Origin of the sequence: Kitasatospora sp. NPDC059648 (genome assembly GCF_042734825.1) — a bacterium.
In the GTDB taxonomy this organism is placed as follows: domain Bacteria; phylum Actinomycetota; class Actinomycetes; order Streptomycetales; family Streptomycetaceae; genus Kitasatospora.
In genome coordinates, this window is the sequence record NZ_JBHWDU010000107.1 from 1 (window position 1) to 23,453 (window position 23,453).

Annotated in this window: 21 protein-coding genes and 1 riboswitch; of the genes, 11 read left to right on the forward strand and 10 right to left on the reverse strand. The window is 74.4% G+C overall.

Translation table 11 applies throughout. The annotated features are described in order from the left end of the window. Positions 1–22 precede the first annotated feature (22 nt). The 3 genes from ACFV1W_RS36095 to ACFV1W_RS36105 all read right to left on the reverse strand — a co-directional run bounded on the left by ACFV1W_RS36095 (position 23) and on the right by ACFV1W_RS36105 (position 3,262). A complete protein-coding gene (locus tag ACFV1W_RS36095) occupies positions 23–1,084 on the reverse strand; it encodes a prenyltransferase (protein WP_380421501.1) in 1,062 nt (353 codons plus the stop codon). After that, positions 1,081–1,830 (reverse strand): class I SAM-dependent methyltransferase, encoded by a 750-nt coding sequence (locus ACFV1W_RS36100; RefSeq protein ID WP_380421502.1) that lies wholly within the window; start codon positions 1,828–1,830, stop codon positions 1,081–1,083. Before ACFV1W_RS36100 ends, ACFV1W_RS36095 begins: the two co-directional genes overlap by 4 nt. A 121-nt stretch (positions 1,831–1,951) precedes the next feature. Next, the gene (locus ACFV1W_RS36105) at positions 1,952–3,262 is read right to left on the reverse strand and encodes a glycosyltransferase family 4 protein (RefSeq protein ID WP_380421503.1); all 1,311 of its coding nucleotides are present in this window, start codon (positions 3,260–3,262) and stop codon (positions 1,952–1,954) included. 282 nt (positions 3,263–3,544) lie between these two features. Here ACFV1W_RS36105 and ACFV1W_RS36110 point away from each other — a divergent pair, with 282 nt between their 5' ends. The 7 genes from ACFV1W_RS36110 to ACFV1W_RS36140 all read left to right on the forward strand — a co-directional run bounded on the left by ACFV1W_RS36110 (position 3,545) and on the right by ACFV1W_RS36140 (position 13,050). After that, a complete protein-coding gene (locus tag ACFV1W_RS36110; RefSeq protein ID WP_380421504.1) occupies positions 3,545–4,159 on the forward strand; it encodes a TetR family transcriptional regulator in 615 nt (204 codons plus the stop codon). A 104-nt stretch (positions 4,160–4,263) separates the two neighbouring features. Next, a riboswitch (cobalamin riboswitch) is annotated at positions 4,264–4,337 on the forward strand. A gap of 106 nt (positions 4,338–4,443) precedes the next feature. Next, positions 4,444–5,697 carry a prenyltransferase/squalene oxidase repeat-containing protein gene (locus ACFV1W_RS36115; protein ID WP_380421505.1) on the forward strand — a complete coding sequence of 418 codons (1,254 nt, stop codon included), beginning with the start codon at positions 4,444–4,446 and terminating at the stop codon, positions 5,695–5,697. Further along, on the forward strand, positions 5,697–6,380 hold the full coding sequence (locus tag ACFV1W_RS36120; RefSeq protein WP_380421506.1) for an SCO2322 family protein: 684 nt from the start codon (positions 5,697–5,699) through the stop codon (positions 6,378–6,380). The genes ACFV1W_RS36115 and ACFV1W_RS36120 overlap by 1 nt, the downstream gene beginning before the upstream one ends. An 18-nt stretch (positions 6,381–6,398) precedes the next feature. Next, entirely contained in the window at positions 6,399–7,505 is a 1,107-nt protein-coding gene (locus ACFV1W_RS36125; protein WP_380421507.1) for an energy-coupling factor transporter transmembrane component T, read from the forward strand. After that, positions 7,502–9,103 carry an ABC transporter ATP-binding protein gene (locus ACFV1W_RS36130; RefSeq protein ID WP_380421508.1) on the forward strand — a complete coding sequence of 534 codons (1,602 nt, stop codon included), beginning with the start codon at positions 7,502–7,504 and terminating at the stop codon, positions 9,101–9,103. The genes ACFV1W_RS36125 and ACFV1W_RS36130 overlap by 4 nt, the downstream gene beginning before the upstream one ends. Next, positions 9,100–9,939: an ECF transporter S component gene (locus ACFV1W_RS36135; protein WP_380421509.1), complete on the forward strand. Its 840-nt coding sequence runs from the start codon at positions 9,100–9,102 to the stop codon at positions 9,937–9,939. The genes ACFV1W_RS36130 and ACFV1W_RS36135 overlap by 4 nt, the downstream gene beginning before the upstream one ends. A 240-nt stretch (positions 9,940–10,179) precedes the next feature. Continuing rightward, positions 10,180–13,050: a glycoside hydrolase family 3 C-terminal domain-containing protein gene (locus ACFV1W_RS36140; protein WP_380421510.1), complete on the forward strand. Its 2,871-nt coding sequence runs from the start codon at positions 10,180–10,182 to the stop codon at positions 13,048–13,050. A 13-nt stretch (positions 13,051–13,063) separates the two neighbouring features. Here the strand turns inward: ACFV1W_RS36140 and ACFV1W_RS36145 are convergent, their stop codons facing one another. After that, on the reverse strand, positions 13,064–13,279 hold the full coding sequence (locus tag ACFV1W_RS36145; RefSeq protein ID WP_380421511.1) for a hypothetical protein: 216 nt from the start codon (positions 13,277–13,279) through the stop codon (positions 13,064–13,066). Positions 13,280–13,319: 40 nt separating this feature from the next. Here ACFV1W_RS36145 and ACFV1W_RS36150 point away from each other — a divergent pair, with 40 nt between their 5' ends. Then, on the forward strand, positions 13,320–13,763 hold the full coding sequence (locus ACFV1W_RS36150) for a LysR substrate-binding domain-containing protein (RefSeq protein WP_380421512.1): 444 nt from the start codon (positions 13,320–13,322) through the stop codon (positions 13,761–13,763). Between the two features lie 57 nt (positions 13,764–13,820). On the opposite strand, the gene ACFV1W_RS36155 is transcribed toward ACFV1W_RS36150, so the two are convergent. Then, positions 13,821–14,144, reverse strand: a complete 324-nt coding sequence (locus tag ACFV1W_RS36155; protein WP_380421513.1) for an antibiotic biosynthesis monooxygenase family protein — start codon at positions 14,142–14,144, stop codon at positions 13,821–13,823. 85 nt (positions 14,145–14,229) lie between these two features. Continuing rightward, positions 14,230–14,640, reverse strand: coding sequence for a cupin domain-containing protein (locus tag ACFV1W_RS36160; protein ID WP_380421514.1), 411 nt, complete (start codon positions 14,638–14,640; stop codon positions 14,230–14,232). Between the two features lie 62 nt (positions 14,641–14,702). Between ACFV1W_RS36160 and ACFV1W_RS36165 the strand changes: the two genes are divergently transcribed. After that, positions 14,703–15,179 (forward strand): MarR family winged helix-turn-helix transcriptional regulator, encoded by a 477-nt coding sequence (locus tag ACFV1W_RS36165; RefSeq protein WP_380421515.1) that lies wholly within the window; start codon positions 14,703–14,705, stop codon positions 15,177–15,179. Positions 15,180–15,198: 19 nt separating this feature from the next. Here ACFV1W_RS36165 and ACFV1W_RS36170 read toward each other — a convergent pair whose 3' ends face one another. After that, the gene (locus ACFV1W_RS36170) at positions 15,199–17,274 is read right to left on the reverse strand and encodes an MFS transporter (RefSeq protein ID WP_380421516.1); all 2,076 of its coding nucleotides are present in this window, start codon (positions 17,272–17,274) and stop codon (positions 15,199–15,201) included. A 286-nt stretch (positions 17,275–17,560) separates the two neighbouring features. On the opposite strand from ACFV1W_RS36170, the gene ACFV1W_RS36175 reads away from it, so the two are divergent. Further along, entirely contained in the window at positions 17,561–18,670 is a 1,110-nt protein-coding gene (locus ACFV1W_RS36175) for a peptidoglycan-binding domain-containing protein (RefSeq protein ID WP_380421517.1), read from the forward strand. Between the two features lie 30 nt (positions 18,671–18,700). Here the strand turns inward: ACFV1W_RS36175 and ACFV1W_RS36180 are convergent, their stop codons facing one another. The 3 genes from ACFV1W_RS36180 to ACFV1W_RS36190 all read right to left on the reverse strand — a co-directional run bounded on the left by ACFV1W_RS36180 (position 18,701) and on the right by ACFV1W_RS36190 (position 22,671). Continuing rightward, the gene (locus ACFV1W_RS36180) at positions 18,701–19,285 is read right to left on the reverse strand and encodes a TMEM165/GDT1 family protein (protein ID WP_380421518.1); all 585 of its coding nucleotides are present in this window, start codon (positions 19,283–19,285) and stop codon (positions 18,701–18,703) included. Positions 19,286–19,548: 263 nt separating this feature from the next. Next, positions 19,549–21,177, reverse strand: coding sequence for a dolichyl-phosphate-mannose--protein mannosyltransferase (locus ACFV1W_RS36185; RefSeq protein WP_380421519.1), 1,629 nt, complete (start codon positions 21,175–21,177; stop codon positions 19,549–19,551). A gap of 186 nt (positions 21,178–21,363) precedes the next feature. Beyond that, entirely contained in the window at positions 21,364–22,671 is a 1,308-nt protein-coding gene (locus ACFV1W_RS36190; RefSeq protein ID WP_380421520.1) for an MFS transporter, read from the reverse strand. Between the two features lie 143 nt (positions 22,672–22,814). Here ACFV1W_RS36190 and ACFV1W_RS36195 point away from each other — a divergent pair, with 143 nt between their 5' ends. After that, positions 22,815–23,399 carry a MarR family winged helix-turn-helix transcriptional regulator gene (locus ACFV1W_RS36195; RefSeq protein WP_380421521.1) on the forward strand — a complete coding sequence of 195 codons (585 nt, stop codon included), beginning with the start codon at positions 22,815–22,817 and terminating at the stop codon, positions 23,397–23,399. The last annotated feature ends 54 nt before the right edge of the window (positions 23,400–23,453 follow it).

Genomic DNA, 23,453 nt, shown 5'->3' on the forward strand with positions numbered 1-23,453 from the left:
GGCGGGAACCGTCGCACGCGCCTCAGCAGCAGTCCTGGACCACCAGCCCGGCGGGCAGCTGCTCCCCGCCGAAGACGGCGACGGTCGCCGGGTCCCCGCCGAGCGCGGCCACCGCGAGCAGCAGCGCCCCGGCCGTCCAGGTGGTGCGCTCCTCGGGCCAGATCGCGTCGTCCTCGAAGACGTACCCGGTCCAGTACGAGCCGTCCTGGTGGCGCAGGTGCCGCTGGATCCAGCGCAGGATGTCCACCGCGCGGTCGGACTGGCCGATCGCCCAGAGCGCGAGGGCCAGTTCGGCGCTCTCGCCGCCGGTCACCCACGGGCGGTCGCTGACGCAGCGCACGCCGAGGCCGGGGACGACGAAGCGCTCCCAGTCCCGCTCGATCCGGGCCAGCGCCGCCTCGCCGCGCAGGCCGGTGCCCAGCACCGGGTAGTACCAGTCCATCGAGTAGCGGCCCTTGTCGAGGAACCGCTCGGGGTGGTGGGCGATGGCGTGCCGCAGCCGGCCGGCCGCGAGCTCCCAGTCGGGCTGGGGCTCCTCCAGGTAGTCGGCGATGGCCAGGCCGCAGCGCAGCGCGTGCAGGATGCTCGACGAGCCGGTGAGCAGCGCCTCCCCGGTGGCGGCGCCGTCCTCGTCGACCCGCCAGGCGATCGGGCCGCCGGGCAGCCTCAGGCGGACGATGAAGTCCAGCGCCCGCCGGACCACCGGCCAGATCCACTCCAGGAAGGCGTCGTCGCCCGCGCTGAGGTGGTGGTGCCAGACGCCGACCGCGATGTACGCGCAGAAGTTGCTCTCCTTGGCCCGGTCGGTGACGACGCCGTCGGTGTACGCGGCGTACCAGGAGCCGTCCGGGTTCTGCTGCGCGGCCAGCCAGCGGTAGGCGGCCTCGGCGGCGGCGTGCTCGCCGGCGGTGTCGAGGGCCATCGCGGCCTCGGTGTGGTCCCACGGGTCGAGGTGGTGGCCGGCGAACCACGGGATGGCGCCGTCGGGGCGCTGCTCGGCCAGGATGCTGCGGACGGTGTCGGCGGCCTGCTCGGCGTCCAGCACCCCGTCGAGCAGCAGCACCTCGGGGACGGCGGCGGTCATGCGCCCGCCCGCCGGGGCTCCGCGCGGTTCGGCTTGGACGCGTAGGCGACGAAGCTCTTGCCGATGACCGGGTTGAGCGCCTTCTCGGCGGCCTTGGTGAGCTTGCTGATCACCGGGGTGCCGACGATGTCCCAGACCAGCAGCTGGTGGTAGGCCTTGACCGGCAGCGCCTTGTCGTTGTCCACACCGACGGCGCACTTGATCCACCAGTACGGCGAGTGCAGCGCGTGCGCGTGGTGGGTGCCGTACGGCTCCAGGCCGGCGTCCTTGAGCTTGCCGAGCAGCTCGTCGCCCCGGTAGATCCGGATGTGGCCGCCCTCGACCTCGTGGTACTCGTCGGACAGCGCCCAGCAGATCTTCTCCGGCAGCCAGCGCGGCACGGTGACGGCGAGCAGACCGCCCGGCTTGAGGACCCGGAACATCTCGTTGAGCACGCCCTTGTCATCGGGTATGTGCTCCATCACCTCGGAGATGATGATCTTGTCGAAGTACTCGTCCTCGAACGGCAGCGCCAGCGCGTTGCCCTCCATCGCGACCGCCGACGCGCCCTCGGGGGCCTCACCGGCCAGCTCCATCGCGGCGAACCACTTCTTGACCTCGGCGATCTCCTCGGCGTTCTGGTCGAGGGCGATCACATTGGCACCGCGGCGGTAGCACTCGAACGCGTGCCGGCCCCCGCCGCAGCCCAGGTCGAGCACCCGGTCGCCGGGGGCGAGCGGGAAGCGCGAGAAATCGACGGTCAGCACTGCAGGGCTCCCATTCCTATTGCAACCAAGCATTCCTGACGTTTCGTCAGAACACTTCGCCGGAAAGCTTCGTCAGGTCACTCGCCGGCTGCCCGGAGCGCGTCGCTCGCGAGCGCGCCGCTCAGGGCACGTACCGCCAGCCCGGCCCGGAGCGGGCCCGGGCGCCGACGCCGGTGGCGATCGCCGCCCGGTACGCGTCCGCCGTCAGCTCGGCGGCCCGCTCCCAGGTGAACCGGGCCAGCACCCGCTCCCGGCCGGCCGCGCCGAGCTCGGCGCGCAGCCGCGGGTCGTCCAGCAGCCGGCCGAGCGCGGCGGCCAGCGCGTCCGCCTCCCCCGGCGGCACGGCCAGGCAGGTCTCGCCGTCCGGTCCGGCCACCTCGGGGATCGCCCCTCCGGTGGTCGCGACCAGCGGGGTGCCGGTGGCCATCGCCTCGGCGGCGGGCAGCGAGAAGCCCTCGTACAGCGACGGCACGCAGGCCACCTCGGCCGAGCGGTACAGGTCGACCAGCTCCTCGTCACTCAGGCCGGTGCGGAACTCGATGTGCTCCGCCAGCCCGAAGCGGCGCACCGCCTCGGCCACCGGCCCGTCGTCCTTCTGCGGCTTGCCGACCACCACCAGGTGCGCGTCGCGCTCGGTGCGGACCTTGGCCAGCGCCTCGACCAGGAAGACCAGGCCCTTGAGCGGCACGTCCGCGCTGGAGGTGGTGACGATCCGGCCGGGGACCCGTTCGACCTCCGCCGAGGGCGACCAGAGCCGGGTGTCGGCACCGATCGGGACCACCGAGATCGAGCCGGGGGCGGCGCCCAGGTGCTCGGCGATCTCGCGCTGCGAGGAGCCGGAGACGGTGATCACGTGGTCCAGCCGGGCGGCGACCCGGCGCTGCATCCGGGTGAAGGCGTACCAGCGGCGCAGCGACAGCCGCTTCAGCCGGGTGGCGGCCGCGTCCAGCTCCAACTTCCGGTCCACGGTGATCGGGTGATGGATCGTGGTGACCAGCGGGAAGCCGTGCCGGGCCAGGCCCAGCAGGCCGTAGCCGAGGGTCTGGTTGTCGTGCACCACGTCGTAGCGGCCCTTGTGCCGGGCCAGGTACTGACGGGCCCGCAGCGAGAAGGTGAGCGGCTCGGGGAAGCCGCCGGTGCGCATGGTGGCGAACTCCAGCACGTCCACCGGCCCGCGGAACTCGCCGCGGGCGGGCGTGCGGAAGGGGTCGTCGGCGCGGTAGAGGTCCAGGCTGGGCAGCTCGACCAGGCGCACCGTTCCGGGGCCCTCGACCTCGTCCAGCACGGGGTAGGGCTGGGCGCCGATCACGTCCACGTGGTGGCCGAGCCCGGCCAGTTCACGGGAGAGGTGCCGTACGTACACGCCCTGACCGCCGCAGAACGGATCCCCGCGGTATGACAGCAGGGCAATCCGCAGCGGCTGCGCGGTCATCCTCGGCCCTCATCTCTGGCTGCTATCGGTGCGAGCGGCCCCGTCGGTGCCGCTGGTCGCTAAAGTAGATCAGGTTTCAGTGGCTGTGGAACTCGTCGTCGACCGTGTGAACAATGAGAGACCTCGAAGATACCGGCCCGTAGCTTTCGCTCAGGAGCCAGGGCTGGTGATTCCCGCCACGCCCGCCCCGACCGACCGCGGGTCGCCTTCGGGTCGACCTTTCTGGAGCACGCCGCCACCCACGCGCCCCCGGGAGCACCCTTGCCGTCGCCGACCACGTCCGTGAGCCCCTCCCCCGCAGGCGCCCCTGCCGCACCCCCGGCCGAGCCGCCGCTGTCCGCGCGCCAGGCCGAGCGGCGCCGCCGGATCCTGCGGGCCGCCACCGCGCTGGCCGCCCGCGGCGGGTACGAGGCGGTGCAGATGCGGGAGGTCGCGGAGAGCGCCCAGGTCGCCCTCGGCACGCTGTACCGGTACTTCCCGTCCAAGGTCCACCTGCTGGTCGCGGTCATGCTGGAGCAGTTGCAGGAGCTCCAGGAGCACATCCGGCGGCACCCGCCGACCGACCGGGAGCCGGCGCCCAGGGTCGCCGACACGCTCACCCGGGCCTTCCACGCGCTCCAGCGCGAACCGCTGCTGGCCGAGGCGATGGTCCGCGCGATGTGCTTCGCGGACCGCTCGGTCGGCGCCGAGGTGGATCTGGTCAGCGCCGCCACCGGACAACTGATCCTGGACGCGATCGGCCAGTCCGGCCCGCCCAGCGACAGCCAGCGCGCGGCCGTCCGGGTGATCGAGCACACCTGGCACTCGGCCCTGGTCGCCTGGCTCTCCGGCCGCGCCTCGATCGCCGAGGTCCGGGCCGACCTGCACACCGCCGCGCGACTGCTGACCCTGCCGTGACGGCCCCCGGTTACTGGAACCTGTTCCTGCCCCGGATGGCCCGCCGGCCACGGCCCGGCGGTTAGAGTCGACGGGCAGCACAACTCCATCCCGCTCCTCCCCCGGGGGAAGCCGGTGCGAATCCGGCGCTGACCCGCAACCGTGAACCCGACCGTGCGCCGGGCGAGCCGGAGCACCCGGGGAGGGACGAGCGGCGAGCCGGACACCCGCGCCCGGCACCCGTCGAGGACTACGGAACGGCCCCGCCAGGGCCCCCACCGCTCACCGAAAGGCACACCCGCACCATGCTGACCGCCGCCCGCCTGGGCGCCGCCGCCCTGTCCGCCGCGCTGCTCGCCGGCGTCGCCGCCGGACCGGCCCTCGCCGACAGCCCGTCGCCCGCCGCCGCCGTCCCGGACGGCCTGTACGGCAAGAGCGACCCGACCTACGACGGCGTCTGGCGGCAGTCCCTCGCGCTCACCGCGCTGACGGCGGCCAAGATCATCCCGGCCGACTCCGCGGTGGACTGGCTCACCGGGCAGCAGTGCGCGGACGGCGGCTGGCCCTCCTACCGGGCCGCCGGGGCGGCCTGCGACGCCAAGACCGAGGACAGCAACGCCACCGCCGTCGCCATCCAGGCCCTGGTCGCCCTCGGCGGGCACCAGCCGGCCGTCGACAAGGGCGTGCAGTGGCTCAAGGCCAACCAGAACGCCGACGGCAGCTGGCCGTACAACCCCGGCAACCCGGGCGACGCCAACTCCACCGGGCTCGCGGTCAACGCGCTGTTCGCCGCCCGCACCGACCCGGCCGGCGTCGCCAAGCCGGGCACCGGCGGCGCGGCGGGCAAGAACGCCTTCGACGGCCTCGCCCGCTTCCAGCTCGGCTGCACCGCCCCCGTCGACCAGCGCGGCGCCTTCGCCTACCAGCCGGACCCGGCCGCCGGCACCCTCGCCCCCAACACCCTGGCCAGCGCCCAGGCCGCCCTCGCCGCCGCCGGCGGGCACCTGCCGGTCGCCACCTCGGTGCACGCCGACGCGACCCCCAAGGCCCTCGCCTGCGCCGACGGCTCCGCGCCCGCCACCATCCCGCACAACGAGTCCGGCGAGGCCGTCAGCGCCTACCTCGGCGCCCAACTCGCGGCCGGCGACGACCACCTCACCCTCACCACCCCGGGCGCCGACCCCAAGCCCGACTACACCGCCACCGCCTGGGCCGCCCTCGCCCTGATCCAGAGCGGCCACCCCGAGCAGGCCACCGACGCCGTGGACTGGCTGGAGGGACAGGGCACCACCTGGACCAGGAACGGCACCGACGCCGCCGCCACCGCCAGCCTCCTGCTGGTCTCCCAGGCCGCCCACCGCTCCACCGCCGACCTCACCGGCCAGCTCACCGCCCTCGGTCCGGCGCCCAAGGGCGGCGCCGCCGCCGCGGAGGCCACCCCGGTGAAGAAGAAGAGCGACGGCATGGGCCAGTTCTGGCTGATCATCGTCGGCCTGCTCATCGGCGTCGGCGGCGGCCTCCTCCTCAGCCTCCAGCGCAAGCGCAACCCGAACCTCTGATGCGTCCCGCCCCTGACGCCCGGACGGGCCCGGCCATCCGCGCCCTGGCCGCACTGCTCCTGCCCCTGCTCGGGGCGCTGGTGCTGCTCGCCTCCGCCGCGCCCGCGCAGGCGGCCGGGTACCGGTACTGGTCGTTCTGGCGCGCGGGCGACGGCGGGGCGTGGGCGTACCAGCTGCAGGGACCGACGGTCGCCGTCCCGCCGGACGGGGCGGTGGACGGGTGGCGGTTCGCCGTCAGCCCGGACGGCGGGCGGGACGCCGCCGAGCCCCGGACGGCCGTCCCGTTCGACGAGGTCTGCGTGGCCACGCCCGCCCAGGACGGCCGCAAGCGGGTCGCCGTGGTCCTGGACTTCGGCACGGCCGAGGACGCCGGGGTGTCCGCCGTACAGCCGCCCGGGCAGCGGACGGCCTGCGCCAGCGTCGCACCGCGGGCCAGCTCGGCCGAGGTGCTGGCCGCCGTCGCCCCGCCGCTGCGCTACGACTCCAACGGCCTGCTGTGCGCCATCGCCGGCTACCCGAAGGCGGGCTGCGGCGACCAGGTGCACGGGGCCGGTGGCACCGGGCCGGCCGAGTCCGCCGCGGACCACGGCAGCGGCCCGGACCTCGGCCTCGTCGCCGGTGGCGCGCTGATCGCCGTCCTCGCCGGCGGCGCCGTCTGGCAGACCCGCCGCCGTCACTCCTAACCCTTCCAGGACAGATCCGTGAGCAGCCCCGTCCGTAGCACCCGACCGCCCACCGGCCCTCGCCAACTGCACCCCGGCGCCTGGTGGTTGTGGGCGCTCGGGCTGGGCGCGGCGGCGACCCGCACCACCGATCCGGTGGTCCTGCTGCTGCTCGCCGCGACCGCCGGCTACGTGGTCGCGGCGCGCCGCGGCGATGCCCCCTGGTCGCGGTCGTACGGCGCGTTCCTTCGGCTCGGGCTGCTGGTGCTCGCCATCCGGCTGGTCTTCGCGGTGCTGCTCGGCTCGCCGGTCCCCGGCACCCACGTGCTGTTCACCCTTCCCGAACTCCCGCTCCCCGCCTGGGCGCAGGGAGTGCGGGCCGGCGGTCGGGTCACCCTCGAAGGCCTGCTGTCGGCGCTGTACGACGGGCTGCGCCTGGCCACCCTGCTGGTCTGCGTCGGCGCCGCCAACTCGCTGGCCAGCCCGGCCCGGCTGCTGCGCGCCCTGCCCGGTGCGCTCTACGAGGCGGGCGTGGCCGTGGTGGTGGCGATGACCTTCGCGCCGAACCTGGTCGCCGACGTCCGCCGGCTGCGCGCCGCCCGCCGTCTGCGGGGCCGCGACGACCGGGGCGTCGCGGCCGTACTGAGCGTCGGACTGCCCGTGCTGGAGGGCGCGTTGGAGCGCTCGATCGCCCTGGCTGCGGCGATGGACACCCGCGGCTTCGGCCGGACCGCCGACGTCCCGCGCCGGCTGGCCCGGGTGACCGCCGCACTGACCCTGGCCGGGCTGCTCGGGGTCTGCCTGGCCGCGTACGGGCTGCTGACCGCGGACGGCGCCGGCTGGGCACTGCCGGCGCTGCTGCTCGGACTGGCCGCCGCCTTCGCCGGGCTCCTGCTCGGAAGCCGACGCTCCGCCAGAACCCGTTACCGGCCCGACCCCTGGGCGATCCCCGAGTGGCTGACCGCGGGTTCCGGCGCAGCCGTGGCCGCCCTGGTCACCTGGCTCGCGTCCCGGGATCCGGCCGCCTTCGCCCCCACCGTCGTCCCGCCGACCGTCCCCGCGCTGCCGCTGGCCGCCGTGCCGGCCGTACTCCTCGGCCTGGTACCGGCGTTCGCCGCCCCGATCCCGCCCCGGAGGGCTTCGTGATCACCTTCGAGCAGGTCTCCGTCCGGTACGCGGACTCGGCCGAACCGGTGCTGAACGGCGTCGACCTGACCGTCCCCGAGGGCGAACTCTGCCTGCTGGTGGGCCCTTCCGGCTCCGGCAAGTCCACCCTGCTCGGCACGGTCAGCGGGCTGGTGCCGCACTTCACCGGCGGGGTGCTGCACGGCCGGGTCACCGTCGGCGGCCGGGACACCCGCGAGCACCGGCCGCGCGAACTCGCCGACCTGGTCGGCACGGTGGGCCAGGACCCGTCGGCGCAGTTCGTCACCGACACCGTCGAGGACGAACTCGCCTACGGCATGGAGTCCCTGGGCCTGCCGGGCGACGTCATGCGGCGCCGGGTCGAGGAGACCCTCGACCTGCTCGGCCTCGCCGACCTGCGCGACCGCGCCCTGGGCTCCCTCTCCGGCGGCCAGCAGCAGCGCGTCGCGATCGGCTCGGTGCTCACCGTGCACCCGCGCGTACTGGTCCTGGACGAGCCCACCTCCGCGCTCGACCCGGGCGCCGCCGAGGAGGTGCTGGCCGTCCTGCAGCGGCTGGTGCACGACCTCGGCACCACCGTGCTGATGGCCGAGCACCGACTGGAGCGGGTCGTCCAGTACGCCGACCGGGTGCTGCTGCTGACCCCGGGCGCGGAACCGGTGCTGGGCGAACCCGCCGAGGTGATGGCGCACTCCCCCGTGCACCCGCCGGTGGTCGGCCTCGGCCGGCTCGCGGGCTGGCGGCCGCTGCCGCTGTCCGTCCGCGACGCCCGCCGCAAGGCCGCTCCGCTGCGGGCCGAACTGGACGGCCGCGCACCCGCCTCCGCCGACACCCCGGACACCGCGCCGATCGCCGCCACCGACCGCCTGGCCGTCCGACGCGGCCCGGTCCAGGCCCTGCGCGGAGTCGACCTCGCGCTGCGCCCCGGCGAGATCGCCGCCCTGATGGGCCGCAACGGCGCGGGCAAGTCCACCCTGCTCGGCGGCCTGGTCGGCCTGCACGCCCCCGCCTCCGGCAGCGTCACCGTCGGCGGCCGCACCCCGCACCGCACCCGCCCCGCCGAACTGATCCGGCACGTCGGCCTCGTCCCCCAGGACCCTCGCGACCTGCTGTACGGCGAGACCGTCACCGCCGAGTGCGCGGCCGCGGACACCGACGCGGGCGCCGCCCCCGGCACCTGCCGCGCCCTGGTCGAGCGCCTGCTGCCCGGCATCGCCGACGCCACCCACCCCCGCGACCTCTCCGAGGGCCAGCGGCTCACCCTCGCCCTCGCCGTGGTCCTCACCGCCCGGCCCCCGCTGCTGCTCCTGGACGAGCCGACCCGCGGCCTGGACTACGCCGCCAAGGCCCGGCTGGTGGAGATCCTGCGCTCGCTGGCCGCCGAGGGGCACGCGGTGCTGCTGGCGACCCACGACGTCGAGCTGGCCGCCGAGCTGGCGCACCGGACGCTCATCCTGGCCGAGGGCGAGATCGTCGCGGACGGGCCGACGGCGGAGGTGGTGGTCTCCTCCCCGGCCTTCGCGCCGCAGGTCGCCAAGGTGCTGGCGCCGGGGCCGTGGCTCACCGTCCAGCAGGTCGCGAAGGCGCTGAGCGCGTGAGCGGCCACCCCGTCCCGCTCGGCCGCCGGTCCGTCGCGGCGCTGTCGCTGGTCTCCCTGGTGGGCGTGGCGGCCTTCGGCTGGCCGCTGCTCGCCTCCACCCGGTCCGCCCTGGTCGGCCACTCCGCCGACGCCCCCTGGCTGTTCGCCCTGCTGCTCCCGCTGCTCCTCGCGGTCGTCGTCGCACAGATCTCCGAGGGCCGTTCGTCGGGCGGCGGCGCGCCGGGACTGGACGCCAAGTCCGTCGCCCTGCTGGGCGTGCTGGCGGCGGCCGGCGCGGCGCTGCGGCCGCTCGGGGCGGGGACGGCGGGCCTGGAGCCGATGTTCTTCCTGATGGTGCTCTCGGGGCGGGTGCTCGGCCCGGGCTTCGGGTTCGTCCTCGGCTCGCTGTCGATGTTCGCCTCCGCGCTGCTCACCGGCGGGGTCGGGCCCTGGCTGCCGTTCCAGATGCTCGCCATGGGCTGGGTCTGTCTCGGCGCGGGCCTGCTGCCGGGCGCCGCCACGCTGCGCGGCCGCCGCGAACTGCTGCTGCTGGCCGGGTACGGGGCGGTGTCCGCCGTCCTCTACGGCACGGTCATGAACCTCCAGGGCTGGCCGTACATCGGCGGGATGGCCGGCTCCGTCTCCTTCGTCCCGGGCGACCCGCTGCCCGCCAACCTGGTCCGCTTCGCCGCCTACTGCCTCACCACGTCCCTGGGCTGGGACCTGCCGCGCGCGGCGCTGACCGTCGTGCTGTGCCTCACCCTCGGCACGCCCGTGCTGCGCGCCCTGCGCCGCACCACCCGCCGGGCCGCCTTCGACGCGCCGGTCGACTTCCGGCCCCCGCCGACCGGCTGAGCTCCTCGCGTCTTCGTGATCGGGAACCTCCCCGCACCCCGACGACACGCCGGGCCTCGCACGTGAAGAATCCGTTCGGCGGCCAGGGCCTGTCGCCGTACCGGCCCCGGGCGTGACCCGAACGCGCCCGACACGCGCCGGTACACCACCTGCCATCCCGGGTACACCGTAGCTTTGACGGACCGTCATTTTCTCAGGCCGCCCGGCCAGGTACGACTCCGTCGATCGGTGGTGGTTGCCATGCGACGTCCCCCCCTGCGAATGCGGATCCTCCGGCTCGGGCTCGGCGGCTGCCTGCTGGCCGCGGCCACGACCGGCAACGCCGCGGCCGCCCCGACGGCGCCGGCCGAGTCGGCCGCGGCGAGGAGCGGTCCGGGCTCATCGGACCAGCGCGTCGAGAGCCTGCTGGCGCAGCTGACCACCGCCGAGAAGGTCACCCTGCTGCGCGGCATGGACGCCCCGGCCGGCGTGAGCTCCGTCGGCTACGTCGACGGGGTGCCCCGCCTCGGCATTCCGCCGCTGCTGCTGTCCGACGGCCCGGCCGGGGTGCGGGACGGCCGACCCGCGACCGCCCTGCCCGCACCCGTCTCGCTGGCCGCCGCCTTCGACCCGGCACTGGCCACCGCCTACGGCGACGTGCTGGGCCGCGAGGCACGGGCGCGCGGCTACCAGGTGCTGTACGCGCCGATGGTGAACATCGTCCGGATCCCGCAGGGCGGACGGGACTTCGAGACGCTGGGCGAGGACCCGTACCTCGCCGGGCGGCTCGCCGCCGCCGAGGTCCGCGGCATCCAGGCCCAGCGCGTCGCCGCGCAGGTCAAGCACTACGCCGCCAACAACCAGGAGGACTACCGCGAGTCGTACAGCTCGGAGGTGGACGAGCGCACCCTCGCCGAGATCGAGCTGCCCGCCTTCCGGACGGCCGTCCGGGACGGCCGGGCCTGGTCGGCGATGTGCGGCTACAACCCGGTCAACGGCATCTGGGCGTGCGAGAACTTCCCGCTGCTGCGGGACGTGCTGAAGGGCCGCTGGGGCTTCGACGGGGTGGTCGGCTCCGACTACCCGGCCACCCACTCCTCGGTCAACGCCGCGGCGGCGGGCCTGGACCAGGAGTTCGGCGGTTCGACGTACTTCGCCGATCTTCCCGCCGCAGTGGCCGACGGACGGCTCGCCCCGGCCGCGCTGGACGACCAGGTCCGGCGGGTGCTGCGGCTGATGGAGCGGACGGGGGCTCTCGACGGGGGCCAGCCGCCCGCCTCCGACCCGGCCGCCGGCGCGCGCGACGCCCGGAGGGCCGCCGTTGCCGGAACGGTTCTGCTGCGCAACGAGAACTCCGCCCTGCCGCTCGACGCCACCCGGCTGAAGTCCGTCGCGGTGATCGGCCCGTGGGCGGACCGCGCCTACACCGGCGGGGGCGGCTCCTCGCACGTCACCGCCTACCCGGAGCAGACGGTGACGCCCCGCCAGGGCATCGCGGCCCGGGCCGGTTCGGCCACCGAGGTGCGCTACCACCCGGGCGACGACCCGAACGCGGCGGCCTCGGTGGCCACCGGGGCGGACGCCGCCGTGGTGGTGGTCGGCGACCAGGAGACCGAGGGGGCGGACCGCGGCTCGCTGGACCTCGCCCCGGCGGACGACGCCCTGATCCGGGCCGTCGCCAAGGCCAACCCGCACACCGTCGTGGTGCTGAACACCGGCGGGCCGGTCACCATGCCGTGGCTGGACTCGGTGCCCGCGGTCGTCGAGGCCTGGTACCCCGGCGAACAGAGCGGCGCCGCACTCGCCGACGTGCTGTTCGGCGACGCCGACCCGGGCGGGCGGCTGCCCGTCACCTTCCCGACCTCGGCGAGCGCGACCCCGATCCAGGACCGCGCCCAATACCCCGGCGCGGACGGCACCTACCACTACACCGAGCGGCTCGGCACCGGCTACCGCTGGTACGACGCCAGCGGCACCGCCCCGCTGTTCCCCTTCGGCCACGGCCTGTCCTACACCGCCTTCGACTACGCCGGCCTCACCGTGACCGGGCCGGACCCGGCCGGCCGGGTGCGGGTCGGCTTCGACCTCACCAACCGCGGCGCCCGCACCGGCACCGAGGTGCCCCAGCTGTACCTGACCTTCCCGTCGACGGCCGGCGAGCCGCCGCAGCAGCTCAAGGCCTTCGACAAGGTCACACTGGCGCCCGGCGGTACGGCCCACGTGGAACTGCCGCTGGACCGCTCCGCCTTCGCCCTCTGGGACCAGGGCGTCCACGGCTGGGGCGTCCCCGGAGGCCGCTACGGCCTCACCGTCGGCTCCTCCTCCCGCACGCCCCGGCTGCGCGGCACGGTGGACGCGCCGGCCTCCCCCGCCGTCTCCACCTGGTCCGGACGGATCACCGGCTCCGACGGATCCTGCCTGGACGCCGAGGCCGCCGCAGCCGACTCCAACCGGCCCCTGCAGACGGCGAGTTGCTCGGGAACGGCGGCCCAGGACGCCACGGTCGGCTCGGACGGCGGCATCGGCGTCCTCGGCGGCTGCCTCACCCCGGCCGGGTCCGCCGACGGCGCCGCCGTCCTGCTGCGGGACTGCCGTCCGGACCTCCGCGGCACCGAGCAGGTCTGGCGGCCGGGCCCGGACGCCTCGCTCCTGAACCCGGCCTCCAACCGCTGCCTCACCGCCGCCGACGGCCGCCTGGTGCTGCGCGACTGCTCGGGAGCCGCCGAGCAGCACTGGGCCACCCCCCGTCCGAGCGGCCCGCTGACCGGCGTCGCCGGACAGTGCGTGGACGTCGCCCGGGCCGCGACGGTCAACGGCACCGCCGTCCAGCTCTACCACTGCAACTCCACCGGCGCCCAGGACTGGTCCGTCCGGCAGGACGGCTCACTGCGGGCCTTCGGCAAGTGCCTGGACGTCACCAACGGCTGGACCGCCGCCGGCACACCCGCCCAGCTCTACGACTGCAACGGCACCGGCGCCCAGAAGTGGCTTCCCCGCCCCGACGGCACCCTCTTCAACCCCGTCTCCAACCGCTGCCTCGACGCCCGGGACGGCAGCAGCGCCGACTGGACCAGGCTCCAGATCTGGGACTGTCAGGCCAGTCCCAACCAGCTCTGGAAACTGCCCAGTTGAGGCACCCGTCCGGTCAGCCGACGGGCCGGCTCCGCCGCACCAGCACGGCCGACAGGGCGCACACCGCCGCCGGGAGCAGCAACGCCACCGCCGGCCCGCCGGCGCTCCCGCCGACGAACGCGCCCGTCGCCGCCACGTCCACCGTCTCCCCGACCTGCCGGACGGCACTGAGCAGCCCGGCGTGCGCCCGGGTGTTGTCGCCCACCGCGATCAGCGCGTCCGTGAACACCGCGAGGCTCGCGCAGGCGGCCGGCTGACCCCACCGGTCGATGCGGCGCTCGCCCGCGCGGGCACCCTGCACCCCCGCCGTTCGGCCAGCCACTCTGCTCCGCGGCCCCGCCCCGCGGCTCGCCCTGGTCGCCGCCTCGGCCCATCCGCTGAGCGGCGCCGCCGCCCTCACCCGTGCGGACCTGCACGGCCAGCGCCTCCTGGTGAACGCCCCCGCCTGCTCATTCCGGCTCGCCGGCGAACGCCTGCTCGGCAACGCCGTCGAACGCGTCCGCACCGGCGGGGTCGCCGTCACCCGCGCCTGCGCCGAACAGGGGCTCGGCATCGCCCACCTCCCCGAGTTCGCCGTCCAGGACCCGCTGGCCTCCGGTGCCCTCGTCCGCCTCCCGCCCGTCCCCCCGCCGCTCCACCTCCGCCTGGTCTGGCGCGCCGACCGCGAGACCGTGCCCGGGCTGCGCCAGGTCCTCCACGCCGCCGCGGCTTGAAACGCCGCGCGCCCCGGGCTCGCGGAGCCCGGGGCGCGCCGTTCGACGTACGGGCCGTCAGGCCTTCGGGCCCGCCGACTGGACGACGTCGAAGGACCAGAGGGTGGAGCCGGAGGCCGCGGGACGCTTGGGAGCCTCGCCCTCACCGCCGTGCTGGTGAGCCGCCTTCATGGGGCCCTCCATCCAGGCCTGGAAGGACTCCTCGTCACGCCACCGGGTGTAGACGAGGTACTGGTCGGTCCCCTCGACCGGGCGCAGCAGCTCGAACCACTCGAAGCCGTCGGAGTTCTCCACCGCGCCGGCCCGCGAGGCGAAGCGCTGCTCCAGCACCTCGCGCTGCTCGGCGGGCACCGTCAGTACGTTGATCTTGACGACGGACATGCCGCTCCTCACTGATCCGCCGGGGCCCGTACGGCCGTCGGCTCGGTTGCTCACGAGCAGTCTGCTACACCTCACGCACCGGGGTTCAGGCGATCCACGCCGGGAGGAGGCGTTCGGCGTCGCGCGGGGCGAGGGCGCAGGCGCCGTCGGGGGTGCGGGCGTCGGGGTTGTAGGCGTGGGACGGGGACGGGGAGGCGACGACGGCGGTGAAGCCTTCGGCGGTGGCGATCCGGCGCGGGGTGTCGGCGGGGAGGACGAGGGTGTCGCCGGCGGCGATCGTGATGGTCTCCCCGGCCAGGTCCACCTCCGCCGAGCCGGTCAGGAAGGTCCAGATCTGTTCGGTGTCCATCGCGTGCAGCGGGCCCTGCCGGTCGGCGGGCATCTCGACGCGCCACAGGGCGAGGGAGGCCGAGCCCTGGGTGGGCGAGGCGTGGGTGGTCATCACGGCGTTCGGGGTCTCGGTGCGGCGCGCGTCGGCGGAACGGATCACGGGCATGGCGGAGGGACCCCCTAAGATGGACAATGAAGTTGTCCATATGGTCAATGAGGTTGTCTATCGTGGCAAGCGAACCCGCCCCGCCCGGCTTCGAGCTGCCACTGCGCCTGCTGCTCGCCTTCCGGACGATCATCGACGAGCTGCACGAGCGCATCGCGCGCGAAGGGCATCCGGACCTGCGGCCGATGCACGGCTTCGTCTTCCAGGCGATCGGCCCGCAGGGCACCACCGCCGTCGAGCTCGGCCGTCGGCTCGGCGTCTCCAAGCAGGCCGCGGGCAAGACCGTCGAGAACCTGGAACAGCTCGGCTACGTCGAGCGCGGCAGCGACCCGGCCGACGCCCGTCGCAAGGTGGTCCGGCTCACCGACCGGGGCGCGGACTGCCTGGTGCGCTCGGCGCGGATCTTCGGCGAGCTGCGCGCGGAGTGGTCGGAGACCCTCGGCGAGGAGCAGCTCCGCCGGATCGAGGACGGCCTGCGGCAGCTCGCCCCCGGGAACCCGTTCCGGCTCGACACCCCGCGCTGGTTCGGCGCTCCGTGACCCGGGAGGCGCCAAGGCCCTAGAACGACCGGCCCTCGCCCTGGTAGGGCGGCTGGGGGCCGACGGGCGGGTCCGGGCGGTCGCGGCGGTCTGCGCAGAGGGCGGTGCTGAGCCGGGTGAGGAGTTCGGCGAGGTCGTCGTACTGCTGCGGGTCCCAGTCGCCGAGCAGTTCCGCCAGCTGGGTGCGCCGGGCGTCGACCAGGCGCAGCGCGGCCTCCTGGCCCGGCTCGGTGAGGCGCAGTGGCAGGCCGCCGGTGCGGGCGGCGAGGCCCCGGCCCTCCAGCTCGCGGACGGCCTCCTCGACGACCGCGATCGGGACGATCCGCCGCTCGGCGAGTTCGGCGGGCTCCACCGAGCCGTGGTGGTGCATCTGGAGGAGCAGCCAGCTGGAGGCCGGCAGCAGGTCGAGCCCCGCGGTGGCGGTGATCCGCCGGAACAGGTCGTGGCGGGCCTCGCGGGTGCTCAGCACGGACAGCGCGCGGGCGATCTCGTCCAGTGAGGACCGCTCGACCGGGTTGATCCCGATGGACTCGCTCAGGTCGGGCGCGGTCACCGTGGAGCGCAGCTTCTGCTCCGGAAGGAACAGCGACAGCACGAAGGCGACCAGTGCGACGGGCACCGCGTACAGGAAGACGCGGGTGATCGACTCGGCGTAGGCGTGGTGGACCCCGGCCTGGGCGGCGGCGGGCAGCTGGGAGATCAGCCGGGGGTCGGCGCCGATCCGGTCGGCCCGGAAACCGGGCGGCAGCGGCTGCCCGGCCAGGGCGTCGGCGAGCCGGGAGCGCAGGCCACTGGCGAAGATCGTCCCGAAGATGGAGACGCCGAAGGAGGCGCCGATGGAGCGGAAGAAGGTGACGCCGGCGGTGGCCACGCCGAGGTCCTGGTAGCCGACCGAGTTCTGCACGATCAGCACCAGCACCTGCATCACCAGGCCCAGCCCGAGGCCGAAGACCAGGAAGTACAGGCTCATCTCCACGGTGCCGCTGTGCTCGTCCAGCAGGGAGAGCAGCACCAGTCCGATCGTGGTGACGGCCGTCCCGGCGATCGGGAAGACCCGGTAGCGGCCGGTGCGGGCGACGATCTGGCCGGAGCCGATCGAGGTGAGCAGCATCCCGAGCACCATCGGCAGCATGTGGATGCCGGACATGGTGGGCGAGACCTGCTGGACGACCTGGAGGAAGGTCGGCAGGTAGGTGAGCGCGCCGAACATCGCGAAGCCGACCACGAAGGAGATCACCGCGACCAGGCTGAAGGTCTGCGAGCGGAACAGCCGCAGCGGCAGGACCGGTTCGACGGCCGTCCGTTCCACCTGGACGAAGGCGAGCAGCAGCGCCACCCCGAGCACTCCCAGGCCTGCGACCTGCCAGGAGTCCCAGGCCCAGGTGGTGCCGCCGAGCGATGTCATCAGCACCAGGCAGGTGGCGACGGCGGCGATCAGCGCGGTGCCGAGGTAGTCGATCCGGTGCTCGCGCCGGACCTCCGCTCCGTGCAGCACCGCGGCGATCACCACCAGGGCGACCACGCCGACCGGCAGGTTGACGTAGAAGACCCAGCGCCAGCTCAGGTGGTCGACGAACAGGCCGCCGACCAGCGGTCCGAGCACGCTGGTCACACCGAAGACGGCGCCGAAGACGCCCTGGTACTTGCCGCGGTCCCGGGGTGCGACGAGGTCGCCGACGATCGCCTGGGAGAGCACCATCAGGCCGCCGCCGCCCAGGCCCTGGAGGGCCCGGAAGGCGATCAGCTCGCCCATGTTCTGGGCGAGTCCGCAGAGCGCCGAGCCGATCAGGAAGATCACGATGGAGGCCTGGAAGAACCGCTTCCGGCCGTACATGTCGCCGAGCTTGCCCCAGAGCGGGGTGGCGGCTGTGGAGGCCAGCAGGTAGGCGGTGACCACCCAGGACAGGTGGTCCAGGCCGCCGAGGTCGCTGACGATGGTGGGCAGCGCGGTGGAGACGATGGTCTGGTCGAGGGCGGCGAGCAGCATCGCCACCAGCAGGGCGCCGATCGGCACCCAGAGGTTGGGGACGGTGACCTCCGGCGGGCCGGGCTCGGGCGCCGGGGTCCGGTCGGAGGCGGGGAGCGGGTCCGTCATGGGGTCTCCGTGGGGTCGCGGGGCTGCGGGGCCGGACTGCCGGACGCCCGGTGGATGATCACTCCCAGTTCCCCATGCTGGCAGAGATGTCCCGGTTTGCGCCGCCCGGTTGAGCCGAACGTAAGCACCGGGCCGGCCTCGGGCGTTCCGGCGGTTTCCCCGGGGCCCAACCACCACCAACCGGCACAACACCCCCGCCGGGCACCGGACGCCCCTGTCCACCCTCCGGGACGTCCTGCATAATCAGGCCCGATCGCGAGACCCGAGAACCGAGGAGGACCGGCCGATGCCGGACCAGCACTGCCCGACGTGCGGCACCGCCCGCTCCACCGGGTGCGGCTGCCTCCCCGACCGGAGCCTCGACGAGACCGCCGTCCTCCCGCACCTGGAGGGCCCGCCGCTGGTCCGCCCCTACGTGCCGCAGGCGCCCGACCAGGTCGCGGAGGAGCCGCCGCCGACCGCCGACCCGTTCGCGACCACGATCCTGCCGCCGGTCCCGCCGGGACAGCCCGAGCAGCCGGGGCAGCCGGGCCCCCAGGGCGGGCCGGGCACGCCCCCGCTGGGGCCGGACGCGGACGCCTACGCGACGACCGTGCTGCCGCCCGTCCCCGGCCCCGCGCCGGACGCGTACGCCACCACCGTCCTGCCGCCCGTCCCGCCGGTGCACTCGGGTCGGCCGCAGCCGGCCGTCCGGCCCGGCGGCGAGGAGGACCTCGGCTACTTCCCGTTCGGCGACGGAGCCCCCGAGCCCGGTTCCGCCGACGGCGGCGGACGGACCGCGCGACGGGCCGCCGAGCGGGCGGAGCGGAGCCCGTTCGCCGGGCGCAAGGGGTTGATCGCGGGCATCGGCGCCGGTCTGCTGGCGCTGACCGTTGGCCTCGCGTACGCCGTGACGCCCTCCTCCGGGCCGGCCCGCCAGGCGGAGCCGGTGCCCGTCACCACGCTCGCGCCCGCCCCGGTGAACCCGCCGAACCCGGCCTCCCCGACGGCCGGCGCCCCGGCGCCGACCACCGAGGCGCCGAGCCCCACCCCGACCCGGACGGCGAGGCCCGGCCCGACCAGGACGCCCACCCCCACGCCGACCCACTCGACGGCGCCGACCCCCACCCCGACGCCCACCCCCACACCGACCCCGACGCCCACCCCCACACCGACGCCCACCCCGACCGCGCGGCTGCTCCGGATCGGGATGAGCGGGCCGGACGTGCGGGCGATGCAGCAGCAGCTGGTCAACGCCGAATGCGGATTCGTCGACAAGTCGATCATCAGCGGCACCTTCGACGACTGGACCCAGTCGGCGCTGCAGCAGTACCAGCGCGAGAACCGCATCAAGGGCGAGAACGGCGTCTACGGGCCCAAGACCCAGGCCGTGCTCAGCGCCGACCCGGGCTGCTGAGCGCCGAGCCGCGAGCCGGGGCGGCCGCCGTCAGCCGGTGATCGCCCCGAAGATGCTGACCCCGGCCAGCACCACCATGATCGTCGCCGCCACCCGGATGATCAGCTTCATCGGCACGTACTTGAGCAGCTTCTGCCCGCCCACGATGGCGATCCCGCCGACCGCGCAGAGCGCCAGCCAGGAGCCGAGGCCGACGGCCAGGGGATCGGCGTACTTGGCGGCCAGGTTGGCGGTCATGATCTGGGTCAGGTCACCGAACTCGGCTACCGCGACGACCGCGAAGCTGGTCCCGGCCACCTTCCAGAAGCGGTTCGAGGACGGCTCCTTGGCCGCGTGCTCCTCCTCGTCCTCGCCGCCGTGGAACAGCAGCATCGCGGCGCCGACGAGGAACAGCGTGCCGGTGATGCCCTCCACCCAGCGGTGCGGCAGCAGCGAGAGCAGGTGTCCGGCGACCAGCGCCAGCACCACCTGGACCAGCATGGCGGCGGCCACGCCCGCGAAGACGTAGCTCGCCCGGTACTTGGTGCCGAGCACCAGGCTGGCCAGCGCGGTCTTGTCCGGCAGCTCCGCCAGGAAGATGATGCCGAACGTCAACGCGGCAATGGTCAGACTCATCGGAGGAATCCCTCGGTCGGGCTGCCGGCCTCCGCAGCTCCGCCAGGGGACGCTTCGGCCCGACAGCACTGGAAACGGTCACAGCACTGCGGCCGAAGGTCTCGCCGGCAACCGCCAACCGAGCGGTGCCCCGGGCGCCGGGCCCGTGGGGCCAGTATGTCGACGGTCCGGTGGAGGGCTACTCCCCTTCAACGCGCTCCAGGGTACCCGACCCCGCCGGCCACCCCGGCCGTCACAGCCTCTCGGCCCCCGGGGCACCGGCCTCAGATCCAGCTGGTGAACCACATCCGGTCCTGCCAGGACGACATCGGGATGACCTCCGCCGTGTACAGCGGGTAGAAGAAGGCGAAGCAGCCGACGATCGCCAGCACGATCAGCCCGGCCCCGATCGCCCCGTACCGGCGGCGCTCCGGGCTGCAGCCCGCCGGGCCGAGGATCGCGCCGAGCATCTGGGCGACGGCCAGGCACAGGAACGGCACCAGCACGACCATGTAGAAGGAGAAGATCGTCCGCTCCTGGTACTGGAACCAGGGCAGGTAGATCCCGGCCACCGCGCACAGCACGGCGCCCGAGCGCCAGTCCCGGCGGAAGAACCAGCGCCACAGCAGGTAGACCAGCGCGAAGCAGGCCGCCCACCACAGGAACGGGGTGCCCAGGCCGAGGATCTGCGCCGCGCAGCCGCCGGAGGAGGTGCAGCCGCGCGTCCCGGCCGGGATCTGCTCCCAGTACATCGAGACCGGGCGACCGTCGACCAGCCAGGCGAAGGGGTTGGACTGGTAGGTGTGCGGGGTGCTCAGGCCGGTGTTGAAGTCGTACATCTGCGAGTGGTAGTGCCACAGGCTGCGCAGCGCGGCCGGCACCCAGCTCATCGGGACCTGCGGCAGCGGGATGCCGAGGACGTGGTCCGGGGAGAGCCCCGCGCGGCCGTCCGCCCAGTGCCGGTCATAGCCGCCCTCGCCGTTCGTGCCGCTGGCCAGCCAGCCGCTCCAGGCGCCGACGTACACCACCAGGGCGGAGCCGACCATGGCGAGGAAGGCGGGTACGGCGTCCCGGCGCAGCATCGACCGCCAGGGGTGGCGGGCGCCGGCGCCGCGGCGGCCGGACTGGTCCCACAGCACGGTCAGGACGCCGAAGGCGGCGAGGATCGGGGCTCCGTTCCACTTGACCGCACAGGCGGCGCCGATGAGCACCCCGGCGGCGATCCGCCAGGGGCGCAGTCCGAGCCGCACGGTGTCGCCGCCCTCGCCGCCGTCGACCGCGCGGGCCAGCCGGGCGCGGACGTGGTCGCGGTCGGTCAGCAGGGCTCCGAAGGAGGCGAGCACGAAGAACATCTGGATGCCGTCGAGCAGGCCGACCCGGCTCATCACCAGCTGGAGGCCGTCGACGGACATCAGCAGGGCGGCGGTGCAGCCCACCAGGGTGGAGCCGAAGAGCCGACGGCCGATCCGGGCCAGCATCAGCACGGTGACGGTGCCGAGCAGGGCGGTCATGAACCGCCAGCCGAAGGGGTGCAGCCCGAACAGTTGCTCGCCGATCGTCATCACCCATTTGCCGAGCGGCGGGTGGGCGATGAACTCGGGCGCGGAGCCGAGCGGGACGGACTGCGGGACGGCCAGGATGTCGGTGTTGGCGTGGTCCGGCCACGTGCCCTCGTAGCCCTGCTGGAGCAGGGACCAGGCGTCCTTGGGGTAGTACGTCTCGTCGAAGACGAAGGCGTTGGGGTAGCCGAGGTTCCAGAACCGCAGCAGGCCGGCGAAGACCGCGATACCGATCGGACCGAGCCAGTCGGAGTGGTCGGCGGCCCAGCGCAGCAGCCCGCGCGGGGCCGGGTCCTGGTCCGGTTCGGCGGTGGCCTGGGCCGCCGGGGGGTGCGTGAGCGCCGCTTGCGTCATAGCCTCGCCGATTCGCCTGTCTGCGGGGCCCGCGGATGGGGACCGGGCCCGGGTCTGCTTGCCCGGGCCGGGGCCGGGCGGTCAACAGCCACTGACACTATGTGGCGGTGCCCGGGAAGCCAAGCGCGACGGGCGCCGACCAGGTGACCTGGCCGACGCCCGTCGCGAACACCCTTGCGAGCGCCGTCACGCGGCGGTCTGCAGCTCCCGGACCGGGGCCGGGGTGCGGACCACGGCCGGGGCCGCGTTGTCCTGCGCCGCCGTGAGGTACGGGCGCAGCCGCAGCGCCAGCAGGACGATCAGCAGGGTCGAGCCCGCCATGGCCGCGAGGTAGAGCGGCCAGGTGCCGGAGCCGACCAGCAGCACGCCGACCGCCGGGCCGACCGCGATCGCGATCTGCTTCACCAGGGCGTACCCGGCGTTGTAGGTGCCGAGCAGCCGGGCCGGGGCGAGGTCCGCGACGATCGGGCCCATGGTGGGCGCCAGCAGCGACTCGCCGACGCCGAACAGGGCGTAGATCGAGACGATCGCGACCGTGGCGGCCATGGTCTCGGTCCGGATCAGGCCGGCCACCAGGGCCATCGCCCAGGCGCCGAGCCAGACCACGCCGGCCGCGGCCATCGCGGTGGTGCGGCGGCGGCGCGCGGTGACCCGCACCATGAACATCTGCAGCACCACGATGGTCACCGCGTTGGCACCGATCGCGAAGCCCAGGGTGGACGGCGCGGTGCCGACGGTGTCGGTGGCGAAGGCCGCGACGCCGGACTCGAACTGGCCGTAGCACGTGAAGAAGATCAGCCCGGCGAGGATGCCGAGCCGCACCATCGCCTTGTCGGCGAACAGGGCGCGCAGGCCGGTCGGGCCGTCGTTCTTCTCCTGGACGACGCTCAGCTGGGCCTTCGGCATGCGGGCGGTGCCGGTGACCAGGGCCAGGCCGAGCAAGGTGACCGCCTCGATGGTGAACAGCCGGGTGAGGCTGGCCGGGTCGGCGACGTCCACGATCTGCCCGCCGACCAGCGCCCCGATCCCCATGCCCAGGTTGACCAGGGTGAACTGCAGCGCGAAGGCGTGCGAGCGGGTCGCCGCCGTCGAGCAGCGGACGATCATCGTGGCGAGCGCCGGCTGGCAGGTGGTGACACCCGCGCCGAACAGGAACGAGGAGACCAGCAGGGCCGGTGTACCGGTGGCGTGGCCGAAGGCGAACGCGCCGGTGGCGGCGAGGCCCGCGCCCGCCAGCAGCACCGGACGGGGACCGTACCGGTCGATGCCGCGCCCGGTGAACGGGAGCACGGCGAGCGCCGCCAGGGCGAAGACGGTGAACACCATCCCGGCCGCCAGCGAGCCCAGCCCGCGCACCTGGTCCACGTACACGAACATGTACGGCATCGTGAACCCGCTGCCGAACGCACTGAGCGCGTTGCCGATCTGGACGCGGCGCAGCGGGCCGCCCGCTCCACGCCGCTGCTGCCTCTGCTGCTTCACCGTGCCGGTCACCGTGCACATCCCTTCCTGGTTTCGACTGGAACTCTTAAGCCCAGAAGACTTCAGACCTAAACTGTGACGAGATAAAGTCTTAGCACCGGAAGACTGCGGAGTCAAAGGCTTAAGGAGTGCACGCCCGTGCGACACTGGTCCGCATGACTACGGACAAGCCGTCGCCGGCTGCCGACCAGCCCCCGCGGGCCACCCCGCTGGAGTTCGGCATCGCCGAGCAAGTGGCCCTGTACCAGCGGGAGTTCCCCACCGTCGACCCGCAGGTCGAGACGATCGTGCAGACCCTCAACCGGGTCTCCCGGCGGATGGGCGTGGCGTACGACCGGCAGCTGACCGTGCTCGGAATCACCTCCGCCGAGTGGGAGGTGCTCAAGGCGCTGGTGGTGAGCGGCAGCCCGTACCGGCTGGGGCCGGGCGAGCTGGCCAAGCGACTGGGGCTCACCCCCGCCGCGATGACCCACCGGATCGACCGGATGCTGGCCGACGGCCTGGTGACCCGGGAACGGGACGAGTCCAACCGGGTGCGGGTGATCATCGAGCTGACCGAGAGCGGCCGCGACAAGTGGCTGGAGTCGATGCGGATGGCGGCGGTGTTCGAGGAGGAACTGCTGCAGGACATCACGGGCGAGGAGCGCGCCGCGCTGGCCGGCCTGCTGGCCCGGATGCTGCGGCGGATCGAGGAGAGCCAGCCGGACGCGCTCGGGCGCACGGCCGACCTGGCGCCGTAGGGGGTGTCCGACACGCCGTAGCGGCGGGAGACGGCACGAGGCACGGGTCCGGCC

Coding starts and splice junctions, on each gene's coding strand:
- ACFV1W_RS36120 (WP_380421506.1), top strand. CDS start 5,697: ATGCGTCCCGCCCCTGACGCCCGGACGGGCCCGGCCATCCGCGCCCTG.
- ACFV1W_RS36185 (WP_380421519.1), bottom strand. CDS start 21,177: ATGACGCAAGCGGCGCTCACGCACCCCCCGGCGGCCCAGGCCACCGCC.
- ACFV1W_RS36150 (WP_380421512.1), top strand. CDS start 13,320: ATGCGGCGCTCGCCCGCGCGGGCACCCTGCACCCCCGCCGTTCGGCCA.
- ACFV1W_RS36095 (WP_380421501.1), bottom strand. CDS start 1,084: ATGACCGCCGCCGTCCCCGAGGTGCTGCTGCTCGACGGGGTGCTGGAC.
- ACFV1W_RS36115 (WP_380421505.1), top strand. CDS start 4,444: ATGCTGACCGCCGCCCGCCTGGGCGCCGCCGCCCTGTCCGCCGCGCTG.
- ACFV1W_RS36180 (WP_380421518.1), bottom strand. CDS start 19,285: ATGAGTCTGACCATTGCCGCGTTGACGTTCGGCATCATCTTCCTGGCG.
- ACFV1W_RS36155 (WP_380421513.1), bottom strand. CDS start 14,144: ATGTCCGTCGTCAAGATCAACGTACTGACGGTGCCCGCCGAGCAGCGC.
- ACFV1W_RS36105 (WP_380421503.1), bottom strand. CDS start 3,262: ATGACCGCGCAGCCGCTGCGGATTGCCCTGCTGTCATACCGCGGGGAT.
- ACFV1W_RS36160 (WP_380421514.1), bottom strand. CDS start 14,640: ATGCCCGTGATCCGTTCCGCCGACGCGCGCCGCACCGAGACCCCGAAC.
- ACFV1W_RS36140 (WP_380421510.1), top strand. CDS start 10,180: ATGCGACGTCCCCCCCTGCGAATGCGGATCCTCCGGCTCGGGCTCGGC.
- ACFV1W_RS36175 (WP_380421517.1), top strand. CDS start 17,561: ATGCCGGACCAGCACTGCCCGACGTGCGGCACCGCCCGCTCCACCGGG.
- ACFV1W_RS36195 (WP_380421521.1), top strand. CDS start 22,815: ATGACTACGGACAAGCCGTCGCCGGCTGCCGACCAGCCCCCGCGGGCC.
- ACFV1W_RS36170 (WP_380421516.1), bottom strand. CDS start 17,274: ATGACGGACCCGCTCCCCGCCTCCGACCGGACCCCGGCGCCCGAGCCC.